This window comes from Pseudomonas sp. UBA7500 (assembly GCF_002478435.1).
In the GTDB taxonomy this organism is placed as follows: Bacteria; Pseudomonadota; Gammaproteobacteria; order Pseudomonadales; family Pseudomonadaceae; genus Aquipseudomonas; species Aquipseudomonas palmensis.
In genome coordinates, this window is record NZ_DLNW01000006.1 from 82,964 (window position 1) to 97,739 (window position 14,776).

Sequence of the window (14,776 nt, forward strand, 5' to 3'; positions counted from 1 at the left end):
AACAGCATTTAGGAAAAGGGACGTTTCTCATGAAGAAACTGCTTTGCTTGGCTGCGATTGCAGCCGTTACCCTGGGGCACTCTTTCACCGCAAACGCCGCTGACGCCTCGTTTTCCGTAGGGCAGACCGGTGACTCGACCATGGTCTATCGCCTTGGGCTGCAGTCCAACTGGGACGCCAGCTGGTGGCAGACCAGCGTCGGCCGCGTGACCGGCTACTGGGACGGTGCCTACACCTACTGGGACGGCGACAAGACTTCCAGCAACCACAGCCTCTCGTTCGCGCCCGTGTTCGTCTACGAGTTCGCCGGTGAGTCGGTCAAACCCTACATCGAGGCGGGTATCGGTGTAGCGGCCTTCTCCAGCACCAAGCTTGAAACCAACAAGCTCGGCTCGTCGTTCCAGTTCGAAGACCGCATCGGGTTCGGCTTGCGCTTCGCGGGCGGACACGAGGTAGGCGTGCGCGCCATCCACTATTCGAACGCGGGCCTGCAAAGCCCCAACGATGGCGTGGAAAGCTATTCGCTGCACTACCGCATGCCGCTCTGACGGCCGGCCGGTACCCTGCACCACGAAAAAGGCCCTGACTTGCGTCAGGGCCTTTTTTCATTTTGGCAGCGGCCACAGCTCATTGACCGCCAGCGCCTGCAGGGTCAACTGCTGCGGGCGTTCGCCCAGGCGTTGCAGGATGGCGCTGGCAGCCGAACTGGCGTCCCACTCATCCGGGATGGCAGTGGGTGTGTTCATGCCCTGTGCAGGCGTCTGAGGGGCCACGATGGTCAGGTCGATGCCGTGTGCGACCAGCAGGGGGCGGGCGTCTTCGAACAGTGACGCGATGCTGTTGGCAGGGCGCCGCGGCTGTCCGGGCTCGCCCAGCTGCAGGGCAGAGTACGCACTGAGAATCCCCACCACCTGCGGGGCGCGCCCCTTGTCCAGAAGGGGGAGCGCGCCATCGAGGCAGTGCGAGGCGGCGGCCAGGTTGCTCCGCACCACGTCCTGCAGCAGTGTCTGGGTAATCGGCAACGGCAGGTAGTCGCAGGTGCCGGCGTTGACGATCAGGCCGTCGATGGCCTGCCATTGTTCGGTCAGGGTGGCGCAGGCGCGCCTGGCCTGCGGCAACTGGTGCAGGTCGCCGGCAAGCACAAGGACCCTACCGGGATAGTCGGTCTCAAGGGGGTGTGCATCGTCGCGATTGCGAACACTGAGCGCCACCTTGCAGCCCTGTTCAAGCAGCGCCTCTGCCAAGGCATGCCCAAGTCCGTTGCTGGCACCGGTAATCCAGATGCGCCGAGGTCGATCACTGCTCAAGATCCTTTCCTCAATCGTTGCGTTTAGGTAAGTGTTTGAACGCATCCAGTGCGCGTTGGCGACTAGAACTTAAGTCTACAATTGCATGAGGATAGACATCTATTGCAAACAAATCGTTCTGGACATTGGGTAAATGGACGGCCTTGTGGTCCAGGTTGCCGCGTTCAGGCAGCCAGTGCTTCAGAAATCGCCCTGCAGGGTCGAAGCGTTGCGACTGGCTCACCGGATTGAAGATCCGAAAGTAGGGCACGGCGTCGGTACCGGTCGAGGCGCTCCACTGCCAGCCGCCGTTGTTGGCGGCCAGGTCGCCGTCGATCAGGTGGCGCATGAAGAAGCGTTCGCCTTCACGCCAGTCGATCAGCAGGTTCTTGGTCAGAAACATGGCCGTGACCATGCGCAGGCGATTGTGCATCCAGCCTGTGGCGAGCAACTGGCGCATGGCCGCATCCACGATAGGGATGCCGGTGCGGCCCTGTTGCCAGGCCAGCAGGTCCTGTGGCGCATTGCGCCAGGGCAGGGCTTCGGTATGTGACCTGAAGGCACGGTGGCGGGAAACCTGCGGGTAGCCCACCAGGATGTGCTTGTAGAACTCGCGCCACAGCAGTTCGTTGATCCAGGTGATGGCGCCGGCATTCCCGCTGTCGAATTCGCCGAAGTTGCAGGCCAGGGCGGCATGCAGGCACTGGCGGGGGGAGATCACCCCGGCGGCGAGGTAGGCCGACAGCTGGCTGGTGCCAGGTACGGCAGGAAGGTCGCGCTGTACCGGATAATCCTCGATGGCCTCGTCGACAAAGCGCGCCAGGCGGCGCGCGGCTTCATCCTCGCCTGCCGGCCACAGCGTGCGCAACGCGTCAGGCGGTGTCTCGAAGCCGGCCACCTGGGTGGGGACGGTGTCGCTGGCAATGGCCAGCCGGGCCTGGGCTGCCGGCGCCGAAACCCGTGAGGGAAGCCCCAGGTGAAGGCGTTCGTAGCACACCTTGCGAAACTGGCTGAACACCTGGAAGTAACCGCCGCTGCGGGTCAGGATGCTGCCGGGCTTGAACAGCAACTGGTCCAGGTAGCTGTGCACCTGGATGTCGGCCTGGCGCAATGCCTGCTGCACGGCCTGATCGCGACGTTGTTCGTGTACCCCGTATTCCTCGTTCAGGTGCACGGCACTGACCGCATGTTGCCTGCACAGCGCGAGCAGTACCCGAGGCGCATCGGCCCACTGGTCGGCAGGCACAATCAGCAGGGGAATGTTCAGGGCGTCCAGTGACTGGCGCAGGCTGTGCAGGTTGCGCAGCCAGAAGTCCACCTTGCACGGGGCGTCGTCGTGGGCGAGCCACTGCCCGGGGCTTACCAGCCACACCGCCAGGGTGGGGCCGCGCGAGCAGGCAGCGGCCAGCGCAGTGTTGTCGTGAACGCGCAAGTCGTTGCGCAGCCAGATCAGTTGCATACGAAATCCTGTGAATGTGGGGGAGACGTCAGGTGGCCAGCAGGCCCAGCAACAGGGCGGGCAGCGCCACCACAGAGGACGGCAGATGCACGTTGCCTGCCTGCAGGCCCGCCGCCTCGGCATGCTCCTTGTAGAGCGCGGCCATGCTGCCCAGCAGCAGGGTCGGCAGATCGATCGCATTGAGGCTGCGCTGCAGTTCACGCGGATCGAGCGCCGCGTTCAGGCACATCACCAACGCACAGGGTTTGAGCTGCTGCACGGCAAACGCCAACTCTCGAGGTGGCAGCGGCCAGTCGAATACCTCGACCGCGCAGCCGGCATCACTGAGCAGCCAGGCGCACAGCCACAGCTGCGGGTCGAATGGCAGGGCCGAGGCGTTGACCAGCAGGGCGGGCGCGGCGTTCAGCTGACGGTTGTTGTGATACACCCGCACGCCAAGTTTGCTGCGCAGCCAGGTATGGAAGAACACCTGCTCCATGCGGGCGGCAAAGTGCCCGTGCCAGCGGGTGTCGAGTTCTTGCAGCAACGGCAGCAACAGTTGCTCGCACAGGGTGGCGGCGGGGTAGAGGGCCATGGCCTGGTTGAACAGCTGGTCGAGTCGGCGTTCGGCCAGTTGCGCGATGCAGTCGACCAGTTGCAGGCGCAGGGTGTGCCAGTCGTCGTTGCCGGGTGCGGGTTGCACTGCTGGGGAGGTGTCGAGCAGCGGCTTGACCTGGCCCACCGCGATTCCGCGGTTGAGCCATTGCAGAATCTGCTGGATGCGCTGCACGTGTGCGGCGCTGTAGAGCCGGTGACCCTTGCCGGTGCGCTGCGGCACGATCAGCCCGTAGCGGCGCTCCCACGCGCGCAGGGTCACGGGGTTGACCCCGGTCAGGCGGGTGACTTCACGAATGGGCAGCAGGTCGTCTTCAGATGGCATTGCGCAGGCTCAGGTTTTCCGGGTGCGGTTGCAGATAGACCTGCTGCATGAGGTAGGGGTCGGGGTGGCGGCGCAGGTGGTGCTTGAGCAGGGTCAGCGGCACCACCAGCGGGACGATGCCGGCCTGGTACTGGTCGATCAGGGCGCGGATTTCCTGTTTGTCGCGGGGGTCGAGAAACCGGCGCAGGTAGCCGCTCAGGTGCATCAGCACGTTGCCGTGGGTGCCGCGACTGGCGCAGCGGCTCAGGGCGCTCATCAGCTGGCTGAAATACCGTGGGCCGATCTGGGTGGGGTCGTCCTGGCGCTGCATGCTGCCCAGCAACTTGCCGAGCACCTTGTACTGCTGGGGGTTGTGCGCCATCAGCTGGTACTTGTAACGCGAGTGGAAGGCGATGAGGGCATGCCGACTGAGCCCGCCTGCCAGCAGTTGCTGCCAGTCGGCGTAGGCATACACGCGGGTGATGAAGTTTTCCCGCAGTACCGGATCGCACAGCCGGCCATCCTCTTCGACCGGCAGGTCGGGGCGCTGGGCGCAGAACCGTGCGGCGTACAGGCCGCGACCGCCTTCGGTGGCCGGGTAGCCGTTGGCCTGGTACACCTTGACCCGTTCCAGGCCGCAGGATGGCGATTTCTGCATGAAGATGTAGCCGCAGATGTCGGTCAGTTGCCCGGCCATTTCTGCGCCGTAGGCATCCAGTGCCTGGCTGACGTCCAGGCTGGCATCGCGGCTGCCCACGGCCCTGGGGTTGGCCGGGTCACCGGTCAGGCGGATGGCCTGGCGAGGTGTGCCCAGGCCGATGGCAACCTCGGGGCAGATGCCGATGAAGTCGAAGTGCTCGGCCAGCACTTCATTGCACAGGCGCGAGGCCTTGTGCCCGCCGTTGTAGCGGACCTCTTCGCCGGTCAGGCATGCACTGATGGCAATCTTTGGTCTGGTGGCCGCCATGGTCGCTCTCGACTGAAATTTGTACAGAAACAAAATTATGTACAGCTTCGCTCATCATAGATAACGCGTTGTACAAGTCAAATGTTCTGTACAGCTTCAGCCGGTGCAGGGGTCATTCCAGGTGTTCGAGCAGGCGCCGCGCCGCTTCCTGGCCGCTGAGCCATGCGCCCTCGACGCGCCCCGACATGCACCAGTCGCCGCAGGCGTACAGGCCCAGGTCGGCATCGGCCAGCGCGCCCCATTCATGGCTGCTGCTCGGGCGGGCATACAACCAGCGATGGGCCAGGGTGAAGGTGGGGGCCGGCACGGCGCAGCCCACCAGTTCGGCGAAGTTGCCCAGCAGGTGCTCGATCACGGCCTCGCGCGACAGGTCGATGTGTTGCTTGCTCCAGCTGGCGGTGGCGTGCAGAACCCAGGTGTCGAGTTTTTCGTCACGCCCGGGCTTGCTGCGGTTGCGCGCCAGCCAGTCGAGGTCGCAGCCCTGCACGAAGCAGCCCTGCATGGGGGTGTCCAGGGGCGTATCGAAGCCCAGCGCAATGGCCCAGGTGGGCTCCATCTGCACGCTGGCGGCCATGCCGGCCAGCTTGGTGGTGGCGCTGAGCAGCTGCGTGGCCTGGGGCGCCGGCACCGCAATGATGACGCGACTGAACGGCCCGTGGCTGCCGCCCTCGGTGTCCTGCAGGTGCCAGTACTGCTTGCCGCGGAACACCTCGGCAATGCGGCAATTGAAGTTGACGGTGACATCCTTGAGCAGGCCGCGGGTGATGGCGCTCATGCGCGGTACACCCACCCAGCGGATCTGCTCATCCGGCGAGGGGGTCAGCTGACCTTCGCGGTAGTTGTACAGTTGCGGCTTCCATTCGGCCGCCCAGCCCTTGGCCTGCCAGGCCTGGACCTGTTCGACGAAACGTCGGTCGCGGGCCGTGAAGTACTGCGCGCCCAGGTCCAGGGCGCCGGCTTCGCTGCGTTTGCTGGCCATGCGTCCGCCACTGCCGTGGCCCTTGTCGAACAGGTGCACGGTGTGCCCGGCCTTCTGCAGGGCCTGGGCGGCGGACAGGCCGGCGATGCCGGCACCGATGATTGCGATAGGAACAGTCATGATGGCCTCTTCGAACCTTTTGGAAACAGCCTACGCTGCCCGACAAGCCTGTACAATATCTCCAGCTTGTATAAGATGATTCCGCTCGACGTTGCAGGTTGGCCTATGTTTATCCGAGAGCGTTCGGTCAAAAAAGTGCCTTGAACTTAAAAATAGACCAGCGCGCGCCATGTGAGGACACAGCCATGCATATATTGCTGACCGGTGGTACGGGCCTGATCGGCAGACACCTTTGCCGCTTCTGGCTGGACAAGGGTTACCGCCTGACGGTGTGGAGCCGGCGTCCGGCGCAGGTCGCTCAGGTGTGCGGGGCAGGGGTGCGCGGCATTGCCCGGCTCGACGAACTGGGCGAGGAGCCGGTGGACGCCGTGGTCAACCTGGCCGGTGCGCCGATTGCCGATCGCCCCTGGACGTCGCACCGACGCGCGCTGCTATGGGCTAGCCGCATCACCCTCACCGAGCAGTTGATCGCCTGGCTGCAAGGCCGGCAGCAGCGCCCTGCGGTGCTGATCTCGGGGTCGGCGGTAGGGTGGTATGGCGATGGTGGTGAGCGCGAGCTGACCGAGCTGTCGCAGCCGGTCAAGGAGGACTTTGCCAGCCAGCTGTGCATTGCCTGGGAAGAAACTGCGCTGCGCGCCGAGGCCCTGGGCATGCGGGTGGTGCTGGTGCGTACCGGGCTGGTGCTGGCGGCCGAGGGCGGCTTTTTGTCGCGCCTGCGCCTGCCGTTCAAGCTCGGGCTGGGCGGGCCGATTGGCAGTGGTCGCCAGTGGATGCCGTGGGTCCATCTGGACGACCAAATTGCCCTGATTGATTTTCTGTTGCAGCGCGAGGATGCCAGCGGTCCTTATAATGCCTGCGCGCCGGAGCCGGTGCGCAACCGCGAATTTGCCCGACGCCTGGGGCGTGCGCTGCACCGCCCGGCGTTCATGCCGTTGCCGGCGCTGGTGCTGCGCGCCGGGCTCGGCGAACTGTCGGTATTGCTGCTGGGTGGCCAGCGGGCGCGCCCGGTGCGCTTGCTGGCGGCAGGCTTCACGTTCCGTTACAACGATGTGCAATCGGCGCTGGATGACTTGTCCGCGCGCCTCTGAAAAGGATGTTGCATGACCGATCATGCTCTGCTGCTGGTCAACCTGGGTTCACCGGCTTCCACTTCCGTCGCCGACGTGCGTCGTTACCTCAACCAGTTTCTGATGGACCCGTATGTGATCGACCTGCCGTGGCCGGTGCGTCGCCTGCTGGTCTCGCTGATCCTGATCAAGCGTCCGGAGCAGTCGGCCCACGCCTATGCCTCCATCTGGTGGGAGGAAGGCTCGCCGCTGGTGGTGCTGACCCGGCGCCTGCAGCAGGCCATGGGCGCGCACTGGGCCCACGGGCCTGTGGAAATCGCCATGCGCTATGGCGAGCCTTCGCTGTCCACGGTGTTGCAGCGTCTGGCCGGCCAGGGCGTCACCAAGGTGACCCTGGCGCCGTTGTACCCGCAGTTTGCCGACAGCACCGTGACCACCGTGATCGAGCAGGCCAAGGCCGTGGTGGCCGAGCACAAGCTGGCATTGCAGATGCCGGTGCTGCGTCCGTTCTATGATCAGCCGCTGTACATCGACGCGCTGGTGGCCAGTGCCAGGCCGTACCTGGAGCAGGGCTTCGATCACCTGCTGCTGAGCTTTCACGGTTTGCCCGAGCGGCACCTGAAGAAACTCGACCCTACCGGTTCGCATTGTTTCCAGAATGCCGACTGCTGTCGCAACGCTTCGCCCGAGGTGCTGGCGGTGTGTTATCGCGCGCAGTGCCTGCGTTCAGCACAGTTGTTCGCGCAGAAGATGGGCCTGGCCGAGGGCCAATGGTCGGTGTCGTTCCAGTCGCGGCTGGGCCGGGCCAAGTGGATCGAACCCTACACCGAGGCGCGCCTGGACGAGCTGGGCAAGGCAGGCGTCAAGAAGCTGCTGGTGATGTGCCCGGCGTTCGTGGCCGACTGCATCGAGACGCTGGAAGAAATCGGCGATCGCGGGCGCGAGCAGTTTGTCGAGGCGGGCGGGCAAGAGCTGGTGCTGGTGCCGTGCCTGAATGATCACCCGCAGTGGGTGGAGGCGCTTACGCAGTTGTGTGAGCAGGCGGGTTAGGTAGTGCAGCGTTCGCCGGCAAGGCCGGCTCCTACAGGTTTGCGCGAACCCCTGTAGGAGCCGGCCTTGCCGGCGAAGCGTTTCAGATCAAGGCAAATGGTCGTCCAGCACCTTGTTCTTCCAGCCGTCATTGCCCGGCAGCAGCAGGTTGAGCGCAATGGCCACCACGGCGCACAAAGCGATACCCTTCAGGCCCCAGTCGTCCGGGCCGGTACCGGTGCCGACCAGCACACCGCCAATCCCGAACACCAGGGTCACCGAGACGATCACCAGGTTGCGCGCTTCGCTCAGGTCGATCTTGTGGCGGATCATGGTGTTCATGCCCACTGCCGCGATCGAGCCGAACAGCAGGCACAGGATGCCGCCCATCACCGGCACCGGAATGCTCTGCAGCAACGCGCCGAACTTGCCGACGAAGGCCAGGCTGATGGCGAACACCGCCGCCCAGGTCATGATCTTGGGGTTGTAGTTCTTGGTCAGCATCACCGCGCCGGTCACTTCGGCGTAGGTGGTGTTGGGCGGGCCGCCGAACAGGCCGGCGGTGGTGGTGGCGATGCCGTCACCCAGCAGGGTACGGTGCAGGCCGGGCTTTTTCAGGTAGTCGCGACCGGTCACGCTGCCCACTGCAATCACGCCGCCGATATGCTCGATCGCCGGGGCCAGGGCCACCGGTACGATGAACAGGATCGCCTGCCAGTTGAAGGCCGGCGCGGTAAAGTGCGGCAGGGCCAGCCAGGGGGCGGCGGCGATCTTGGCGGTGTCGACCACACCGAAGTAGAACGACAGGCCAAAGCCCACCAGCACCCCGGCAATGATCGGCACCAGGCGGAAGATGCCCTTGCCGAACACCGCCACGATGAGGGTGGTGAGCAGCGCCGGCATCGAGATCATCATTGCGGTGCTGTAGGGCAGCAGTTCGGCGCCGTCACCGGCCTTGCCCATGGCCATGTTGGCGGCAATCGGCGCCATCGCCAGGCCGATCGAGATGATCACCGGGCCGATCACCACCGGCGGCAGCAGGCGGTCGATGAAGCCGGTGCCCTTGATCTTCACGGCCAGGCCCAGGAAGGTGTAGACGAACCCGGCCGCCATTACCCCGCCCATGGTCTCGGCCAGGCCGAACTGGCCCTTGGCGAGAATGATGGGGGTGATGAAGGCAAAACTGGAGGCGAGGAACACCGGCACCTGACGGCCAGTGACCACCTGGAACAGCAGAGTCCCCAGGCCCGCAGTGAACAGCGCAACGTTGGGGTCGAGGCCGGTAATCAGCGGCATCAGCACCAGCGCGCCGAATGCCACGAAGAGCATCTGCGCGCCGGAGACGACCTGGCGCCAGAGCGGGTCGTTGAACTCGTCCTGCATGTTCAGGTGTCCTTCTGCTTGGTGCCGAAGATCTTGTCGCCTGCATCGCCCAGGCCGGGAATGATGTAGCCGTGTTCGTTCAGGCGTTCATCGATCGAGGCGGTGTAGATGTGCACGTCGGGGTGTGCACCCTCGACCGCCGCGATGCCTTCGGGCGCTGCCACCAGCACCATGGCGCGGATGTCCTTGCAGCCGGCCTTCTTCAGCAGGTCGATGGTGGCGATCATGGAGCTGCCGGTGGCCAGCATCGGGTCGATGATCATGGCCAGGCGCTCGTCGATCTCGGGTACCAGTTTTTCCAGGTAGGTGTGCGCTTCGAGGGTTTCCTCGTTGCGGGCAACGCCCACGGCGCTGACCTTGGCGCCCGGGATCAGGCTGAGCACGCCGTCGAGCATGCCGATACCGGCGCGCAGGATCGGCACCACGGTGATCTTCTTGCCGGCGATCTTCTCGACCTGTACGGTGCCGCACCAGCCTTGAATGTCGTAGCTTTCCAGCGGCAGATCCTTGGTTGCCTCGTACGTCAGGAGCGCGCCGACTTCCTGGGCGAGTTCGCGAAAATTCTTCGTGCTGATATCGGCGCGGCGCATCAGGCCGAGCTTGTGACGGATCAGCGGATGGCGGATCTCACGGGTTGGCATAGGGAAAGGCTCCGGGGGGCGGGCAAAAAAACCGCGCTAGAGTAATCTATTCGGCCGCAGGTGTCCTATAGGCATTGTGCACGTTAGTCCATAAATGCTTGATCTGATGCGTGAGGGTGCGTACCTTTGCCCGCTTTTCTCAACCGCAGCCCCCCTGGAGAGCGTCATGTCCGCTGATCTCGAGCATATCCGTCAAGTCATGCGTGAAGCAGACTGCCTGCACAGCGAAGCCGAAGTCGAAGCGGCGATTGCCCGTGTGGGCGCGCAGATCACCGCCGACCTGGCCGACCGCAACCCGGTGGTGTTCTGCGTGATGAACGGTGGCTTGATCTTCTCCGGCAAGCTGCTGACCCATTTGCAGTTCCCGCTGGAGGCGTCCTACCTGCATGCCACGCGCTACCGCAACCAGACCAGCGGCGGTGACCTGTTCTGGAAGGCCAAGCCCGAAGTGTCGTTCATCGATCGCGAAGTGCTGATCATCGACGACATCCTCGACGAAGGGCACACCCTCAGCGCCATCATCGACTTCTGCAAGCATGCCGGTGCCAAGGCGGTGTACAGCGCGGTGCTGGTGGACAAGGACCACGACCGCAAGGCCAGCCCTGACCTGAAGGCCGACTACTGCGGTTTGAGCTGCGTTGACCGCTATGTGTTCGGCTACGGCATGGACTACAAGGGCTACTGGCGCAATGCGGCGGGCATCTATGCCGTGAAGGGCATGTAAAACCGGGTGGGAGCTGACTTGGCCCGCGAAAGGGTCGATGTGGTATCAGCTGTTTGCGGTGCCTGCAGCGCAGGTCAGGCCCGCTCCCACAAGAGGCCGTCAGCTACGTACATTTCTCATGCTAGAGTGCCAGGCCGCCCCCAAGGAGCCTGCCATGCGCGCCATCCTCGCCCTCCTGCTGCTGACCAGCCTGCCCCTGGCCGCCGCGCCGCTGCACAGCCAGTTCCTGCCGCCCGACGACCTTACCCTGCGCCAGGAAACCCCTGACGCCCAGCAACTGCTGCAGGTGACCCAGTATTCGGTGGTGGTCGGCAACCAGCGACAGTCCAACCAGCAACCGATACCGGTCACGGCACCGGTGCTGATGCGCCTCAAGGGCAAGCCCCTGAACAAGGGCGCCACCATCAGCGAGGTGCTGATCAGCTTCGACGGCGAAGGCAAGAGCCTGCGCAAACCGGCGTTCGACGCCAAGAGCCGCACCCTGACCCTCAACTATCCCGCCAGCCAGTACCGGGTGATTCTCGACCTGCTGCGCAACGACACCCTGTACGTGCAGTTCCTCAGCTATGCCAACGGTCATATCTGGGCCGATGTGCACACCGGCACCCTACGCGCGCGTTGAGCCACAGCGCTGCCGGGGGGTAAACTGCCGGCCCGTGAAAAATGTCCGTGATGGTTCAGTTGGAGTCGGCAATGCGTAAAGACAAGAAGCAAGTGATTGGTGATGAGATCAGCGACGACTACATCAAGTCGTTTCTCCAGTTCGAACCGGCCGATGCCAGCTCGCCCTCGCACCACAAACTGATCAAGGCCTATCGCGGCCTGCGCATCGATGACTTCGAACGTTTCGTCGGCTTCTTCGTCGAGGCCGGATACGATGTGGACGGCAAGGACGAGCACGGCAACACCTTCGCCCAGGTGATCGGCGACCAGCGCAATGCGCCCGAGTACATCGAGATCATCGACAGCGCCCGCAAGTGAGTACATCGCAGCCATGAAAAAACGCCCCGAGGGGCGTTTTTTCATGCATCACGCTTACGCGTAGCTTTGCGTCGGCTGGTTCTCGACCAGGCCCAGGGCCTCGTCGTTCTGCGCGCTGATCTTGTGGTACAGCGCAGCGTCGGTCGCCAGGACCTTCTCCCGTGCCGGGAAGATCTCGTTGAGCTTGGCCGCCCAGGCGCCCTTGGCCTGCTCGGGGAAGCAGCGTTCGATCAGTTCCAGCATGATCGACACGGTGACCGAAGCACCCGGCGAGGCGCCCAGCAGGGCGGCCAGCGAGCCGTCCTTGGCCGCCACCAGTTCGGTACCGAACTGCAGGATGCCGCCTTTTTTCGGGTCTTTCTTGATGATCTGGACCCGTTGCCCGGCCACTTCCAGGCGCCAGTCTTCGGCCTTGGCTTCAGGGTAGAAGCGACGCAGCGATTCCAGGCGCTGTTCCATCGACTGCATCACCTCGCTGACCAGGTACTTGGTCAGGTCGAAGTTGTCGCGGGCCACGGCCAGCATCGGCCCGATATTGCCCAGGCGCACCGACAGCGGCAGGTCGAGGAACGAGCCGTGCTTGAGGAACTTGGTGGTGAAGCCGGCGTACGGGCCGAACAGCAGCGAGGTCTTGCCGTCGACGACGCGGGTATCCAGGTGCGGTACCGACATCGGCGGCGAACCCACGGCGGCCTGGCTGTAGACCTTGGCCTGGTGGCGCTTGACCACCTCGGGGTTGTCGCAGCGCAGCCACTGGCCACTGACCGGGAAACCGCCGAAGCCCTTGCTCTCCTCGATGCCCGACAGCTGCAGCAGCGGCAGGGCCGCGCCACCGGCGCCGAGGAACACGAAGCGGGCATCGACGTCGCGGCTGCTGCCGCTGTTGACGTCCTTGATGGTGACGGTCCAGCCGCTGCCGTTACGGCGCAGGCCGGTGACCTTCTTGCTGTACTTGACCTGCGACTCGGGGGTGTCGGCCAGGTGCTTGAGCAGCTTGTTGGTCAGGGCGCCGAAGTTGACGTCGGTGCCTTTCATCACGCGGGTGGCGGCGATGTGCTGGTCGGCGGGGCGGCCCGGCATCATCAGCGGCATCCACTCGTTCATCAGCGCCTTGTCTTCGGTGTATTCCATCTCGGCGAAGGCGTGGTGAGGCTTGAGCGATTCAAAGCGCTTTTTCAGGAACGCGACGCCCTTGTCACCTTCGACGTAGCTCAGGTGCGGGATCGGGTTGATGAAGGCACGCGGGTTCTTGAAGGCGCCCTTTTTGCTCAGGTAGGCCCAGAACTGCCGGGATACCTCGAACTGGGTATTGATGTGCACCGCTTTCTTGATGTCGATGCTGCCGTCGGCGGCCTGCGGCGTGTAGTTCAGCTCACACAGCCCGGCATGGCCGGTCCCGGCGTTGTTCCACGGGTTGGAACTTTCCGCGGCACCCGAATCCATCAACTCGACGACTTCCAGCTTCATCGCCGGGTCGAGTTCCTTGAGCAGTACGGCCAGGGTGGCACTCATGATGCCGGCCCCTACCAGTACTACATCGACTGCTTCGTTCTGCGCCATTAACGCGTCTCCAAAAATCTTCAGCACCAAATTGACAGCATGGCTCCCAGGCTTGGCCGGGATTTCCATGTCCGCTACTTCGCAGGTTTTTCAACTTCCGCGGACACCACCAACCGGGCTTTGCGTTGCCTATGAACGCATTTTACCGCCCGTGCGGCAATTCGACTTATGGTCAAGGTGTCCATCGTGCGCTATGGACCGGCCTTAGTCACCCATCGCAGATGAGTGCTGTTGCCAGCTGTTTGGGGCTTTCAGGGACGCAGTTGCTGCTTTTACACATGCCAGACTGTTCATTGCTCGCCACACTCTCGTGAAGTTGTGAAAACCGTTTTTTCACGCTCTTTTGGAGTCGTGAACCTCAAAAAGGGTGTGCACGATGGCAAACCCGGCAGGTTCAGGCAGAGCAGAGCGCCGAAGGAACGCGGGCACACCAGCTTGGCAAGACCTGTGTGGGCGGCTCTCTGTGGGCGATTCGGGGATGCCGATGCAATGGCATTGGCGGTGCTGCGAGGCCCGATCAGGAGACGTCCTTATAATCGGGGGGAGATTATAACGAGGTCGCGGGCAGAAACGATCTTTATTAACGACTTTTGTTGCGCTTTGCTTCGCCGGCCACGCCGTGGCGGGCTGGCCTGCAGGGGGCAGGCGGCTGAACAGAGCGCTCACCGGCGCAGGTGGGCAGTCTACGCGGTCGATGATGAAACGATTGTGACAGTGGCTGGCCCCGATGGCTGGGGTGGTCCCGGGTGGTTATACTGGCGACCTTTGCTGCTATTCCTGGAGAGATGAGCATGTTGCAACGTTTGTTGTTCGGTTTGATCGCTGTCACCAGCCTGACCCTGGTCGGTTGTGCCCACAGCCCGCAACAACTCAGCCCGCAACCCAAACTCACTGCCCAGCTCGCGCCCGTGGGTCGTGGCCAGCCGGTGGTGGTCAAGGTGGTCGATGGTCGTCCTTCGCAAACCCTGGGTACCCGCGGCGGGCTGTACCCGGAAACCAGCGCCATCACCGTGAACGGCAATGACATCGTGCCCAAGCTGCAGGCCCAGGCCGAGGCAGCGGTGCGTCTGCTGGGCTTCACGCCCACGGCGAACGCCTACAACGCCCCGCAGCTGACCGTGACCCTGGCCGAGCTGAAGTACCAGTCGCCCAAGGAAGGCCTGTATGTGACCGAGGCCACCATCGGCGCCACCTTCCGTGCCGACGTGTCCAATGCCAACCGCCGCTACAGTGGTCGCTACGGCGCCTCGCTGGACCAGCGCTTCGGCATGGCGCCCAACCAGGAAACCAACACCAAGCTGGTGGGTGACGTGCTCAGCGACGCCCTGACCCGCCTGTTCAAGGACCCGACGGTCGGGCAGGTACTGGGCGAGTAAACCCGCTGACGGCAAACGAAAAAGCCCGATGCCTCGTTGCAGGCATCGGGCTTTTTAGTGGGCGTGACCTGCTCAGGCGGCTTCGACGTAGAAGTCCAGCAGGCTGATGCCGGTGCCCTGGTCGACCTCCGGCAGGTCATGGTGGGCATGCCCGCCAAGTGCGCAGTACACCAGCCACTGGCGGTCCTGGACGTTGAACGCCAGGCCGTCGATCAAGGCCTGTTGTTCATCGCTGGGGGCGATCAGATAGAGGCGGTCCTGGTTTTCAGCGTGCAGCATGACAAGCTCCCTGAGTGTTGAAGGGCA

Annotated in this window: 16 protein-coding genes; 7 read left to right on the forward strand and 9 right to left on the reverse strand. The window is 63.9% G+C overall.

What is annotated here, in order from left to right:
* Nucleotides 1–29: 29 nt before the first annotated feature.
* Nucleotides 30–548, forward strand: coding sequence for an acyloxyacyl hydrolase (locus B4I46_RS05370; protein WP_043864335.1), 519 nt, complete (start codon nt 30–32; stop codon nt 546–548).
* Nucleotides 549–605: 57 nt separating this feature from the next.
* On the opposite strand, the gene B4I46_RS05375 is transcribed toward B4I46_RS05370, so the two are convergent.
* From B4I46_RS05375 to B4I46_RS05395, 5 genes are all read right to left on the reverse strand, one after another.
* Nucleotides 606–1,307: an SDR family NAD(P)-dependent oxidoreductase gene (locus B4I46_RS05375; RefSeq protein WP_158255585.1), complete on the reverse strand. Its 702-nt coding sequence runs from the start codon at nt 1,305–1,307 to the stop codon at nt 606–608.
* 10 nt (nt 1,308–1,317) lie between these two features.
* The gene (gene phrB / locus B4I46_RS05380) at nt 1,318–2,745 is read right to left on the reverse strand and encodes a deoxyribodipyrimidine photo-lyase (protein ID WP_054916240.1); all 1,428 of its coding nucleotides are present in this window, start codon (nt 2,743–2,745) and stop codon (nt 1,318–1,320) included.
* A gap of 28 nt (nt 2,746–2,773) precedes the next feature.
* The gene (locus B4I46_RS05385) at nt 2,774–3,664 is read right to left on the reverse strand and encodes a MerR family transcriptional regulator (RefSeq protein WP_043864337.1); all 891 of its coding nucleotides are present in this window, start codon (nt 3,662–3,664) and stop codon (nt 2,774–2,776) included.
* Entirely contained in the window at nt 3,654–4,610 is a 957-nt protein-coding gene (locus B4I46_RS05390; RefSeq protein ID WP_043864338.1) for a YbgA family protein, read from the reverse strand. Before B4I46_RS05390 ends, B4I46_RS05385 begins: the two co-directional genes overlap by 11 nt.
* Before the next feature lie 112 nt (nt 4,611–4,722).
* The gene (locus B4I46_RS05395; RefSeq protein WP_043864339.1) at nt 4,723–5,709 is read right to left on the reverse strand and encodes an NAD(P)/FAD-dependent oxidoreductase; all 987 of its coding nucleotides are present in this window, start codon (nt 5,707–5,709) and stop codon (nt 4,723–4,725) included.
* A gap of 185 nt (nt 5,710–5,894) precedes the next feature.
* On the opposite strand from B4I46_RS05395, the gene B4I46_RS05400 reads away from it, so the two are divergent.
* Nucleotides 5,895–6,797 (forward strand): TIGR01777 family oxidoreductase, encoded by a 903-nt coding sequence (locus B4I46_RS05400; RefSeq protein WP_043864340.1) that lies wholly within the window; start codon nt 5,895–5,897, stop codon nt 6,795–6,797.
* Nucleotides 6,798–6,809: 12 nt separating this feature from the next.
* Nucleotides 6,810–7,826 carry a ferrochelatase gene (gene hemH / locus B4I46_RS05405; RefSeq protein WP_043864341.1) on the forward strand — a complete coding sequence of 339 codons (1,017 nt, stop codon included), beginning with the start codon at nt 6,810–6,812 and terminating at the stop codon, nt 7,824–7,826.
* A gap of 87 nt (nt 7,827–7,913) precedes the next feature.
* Here hemH and B4I46_RS05410 read toward each other — a convergent pair whose 3' ends face one another.
* Together B4I46_RS05410 and upp are read right to left on the reverse strand one after the other, a co-directional pair.
* Nucleotides 7,914–9,188: a uracil-xanthine permease family protein gene (locus tag B4I46_RS05410; RefSeq protein ID WP_043864342.1), complete on the reverse strand. Its 1,275-nt coding sequence runs from the start codon at nt 9,186–9,188 to the stop codon at nt 7,914–7,916.
* Between the two features lie 2 nt (nt 9,189–9,190).
* The gene (upp, locus tag B4I46_RS05415; protein WP_054916236.1) at nt 9,191–9,829 is read right to left on the reverse strand and encodes a uracil phosphoribosyltransferase; all 639 of its coding nucleotides are present in this window, start codon (nt 9,827–9,829) and stop codon (nt 9,191–9,193) included.
* 166 nt (nt 9,830–9,995) lie between these two features.
* Here upp and B4I46_RS05420 point away from each other — a divergent pair, with 166 nt between their 5' ends.
* The 3 genes from B4I46_RS05420 (at nt 9,996) to B4I46_RS05430 (ending at nt 11,534) form a co-directional block, all read left to right on the forward strand.
* Nucleotides 9,996–10,553, forward strand: a complete 558-nt coding sequence (locus B4I46_RS05420; protein ID WP_043864344.1) for a hypoxanthine-guanine phosphoribosyltransferase — start codon at nt 9,996–9,998, stop codon at nt 10,551–10,553.
* A gap of 154 nt (nt 10,554–10,707) precedes the next feature.
* Nucleotides 10,708–11,175 (forward strand): hypothetical protein, encoded by a 468-nt coding sequence (locus tag B4I46_RS05425; RefSeq protein ID WP_043864345.1) that lies wholly within the window; start codon nt 10,708–10,710, stop codon nt 11,173–11,175.
* Between the two features lie 71 nt (nt 11,176–11,246).
* Entirely contained in the window at nt 11,247–11,534 is a 288-nt protein-coding gene (locus B4I46_RS05430) for a PA4642 family protein (RefSeq protein WP_054916234.1), read from the forward strand.
* Nucleotides 11,535–11,588: 54 nt separating this feature from the next.
* Here B4I46_RS05430 and mqo read toward each other — a convergent pair whose 3' ends face one another.
* A complete protein-coding gene (gene mqo, locus B4I46_RS05435) occupies nt 11,589–13,094 on the reverse strand; it encodes a malate dehydrogenase (quinone) (RefSeq protein ID WP_043864347.1) in 1,506 nt (501 codons plus the stop codon).
* 791 nt (nt 13,095–13,885) lie between these two features.
* Here mqo and B4I46_RS05440 point away from each other — a divergent pair.
* Entirely contained in the window at nt 13,886–14,470 is a 585-nt protein-coding gene (locus B4I46_RS05440; RefSeq protein WP_043864348.1) for a YajG family lipoprotein, read from the forward strand.
* A gap of 72 nt (nt 14,471–14,542) precedes the next feature.
* Here B4I46_RS05440 and B4I46_RS05445 read toward each other — a convergent pair whose 3' ends face one another.
* The gene (locus B4I46_RS05445) at nt 14,543–14,749 is read right to left on the reverse strand and encodes a hypothetical protein (RefSeq protein ID WP_043864349.1); all 207 of its coding nucleotides are present in this window, start codon (nt 14,747–14,749) and stop codon (nt 14,543–14,545) included.
* Nucleotides 14,750–14,776 lie beyond the last annotated feature (27 nt).

Bases quoted from the DNA above. Each gene is read 5' to 3' on its own strand.
- B4I46_RS05370 (WP_043864335.1), top strand. From the start codon at position 30: ATGAAGAAACTGCTTTGCTTGGCTGCGATTGCAGCCGTTACCCTGGGG.
- phrB (WP_054916240.1), bottom strand. From the start codon at position 2,745: ATGCAACTGATCTGGCTGCGCAACGACTTGCGCGTTCACGACAACACT.
- B4I46_RS05385 (WP_043864337.1), bottom strand. From the start codon at position 3,664: ATGCCATCTGAAGACGACCTGCTGCCCATTCGTGAAGTCACCCGCCTG.
- B4I46_RS05390 (WP_043864338.1), bottom strand. From the start codon at position 4,610: ATGGCGGCCACCAGACCAAAGATTGCCATCAGTGCATGCCTGACCGGC.
- B4I46_RS05395 (WP_043864339.1), bottom strand. From the start codon at position 5,709: ATGACTGTTCCTATCGCAATCATCGGTGCCGGCATCGCCGGCCTGTCC.
- B4I46_RS05400 (WP_043864340.1), top strand. From the start codon at position 5,895: ATGCATATATTGCTGACCGGTGGTACGGGCCTGATCGGCAGACACCTT.
- hemH (WP_043864341.1), top strand. From the start codon at position 6,810: ATGACCGATCATGCTCTGCTGCTGGTCAACCTGGGTTCACCGGCTTCC.
- B4I46_RS05410 (WP_043864342.1), bottom strand. From the start codon at position 9,188: ATGCAGGACGAGTTCAACGACCCGCTCTGGCGCCAGGTCGTCTCCGGC.
- upp (WP_054916236.1), bottom strand. From the start codon at position 9,829: ATGCCAACCCGTGAGATCCGCCATCCGCTGATCCGTCACAAGCTCGGC.
- B4I46_RS05420 (WP_043864344.1), top strand. From the start codon at position 9,996: ATGTCCGCTGATCTCGAGCATATCCGTCAAGTCATGCGTGAAGCAGAC.
- B4I46_RS05425 (WP_043864345.1), top strand. From the start codon at position 10,708: ATGCGCGCCATCCTCGCCCTCCTGCTGCTGACCAGCCTGCCCCTGGCC.
- B4I46_RS05430 (WP_054916234.1), top strand. From the start codon at position 11,247: ATGCGTAAAGACAAGAAGCAAGTGATTGGTGATGAGATCAGCGACGAC.
- mqo (WP_043864347.1), bottom strand. From the start codon at position 13,094: ATGGCGCAGAACGAAGCAGTCGATGTAGTACTGGTAGGGGCCGGCATC.
- B4I46_RS05440 (WP_043864348.1), top strand. From the start codon at position 13,886: ATGTTGCAACGTTTGTTGTTCGGTTTGATCGCTGTCACCAGCCTGACC.
- B4I46_RS05445 (WP_043864349.1), bottom strand. From the start codon at position 14,749: ATGCTGCACGCTGAAAACCAGGACCGCCTCTATCTGATCGCCCCCAGC.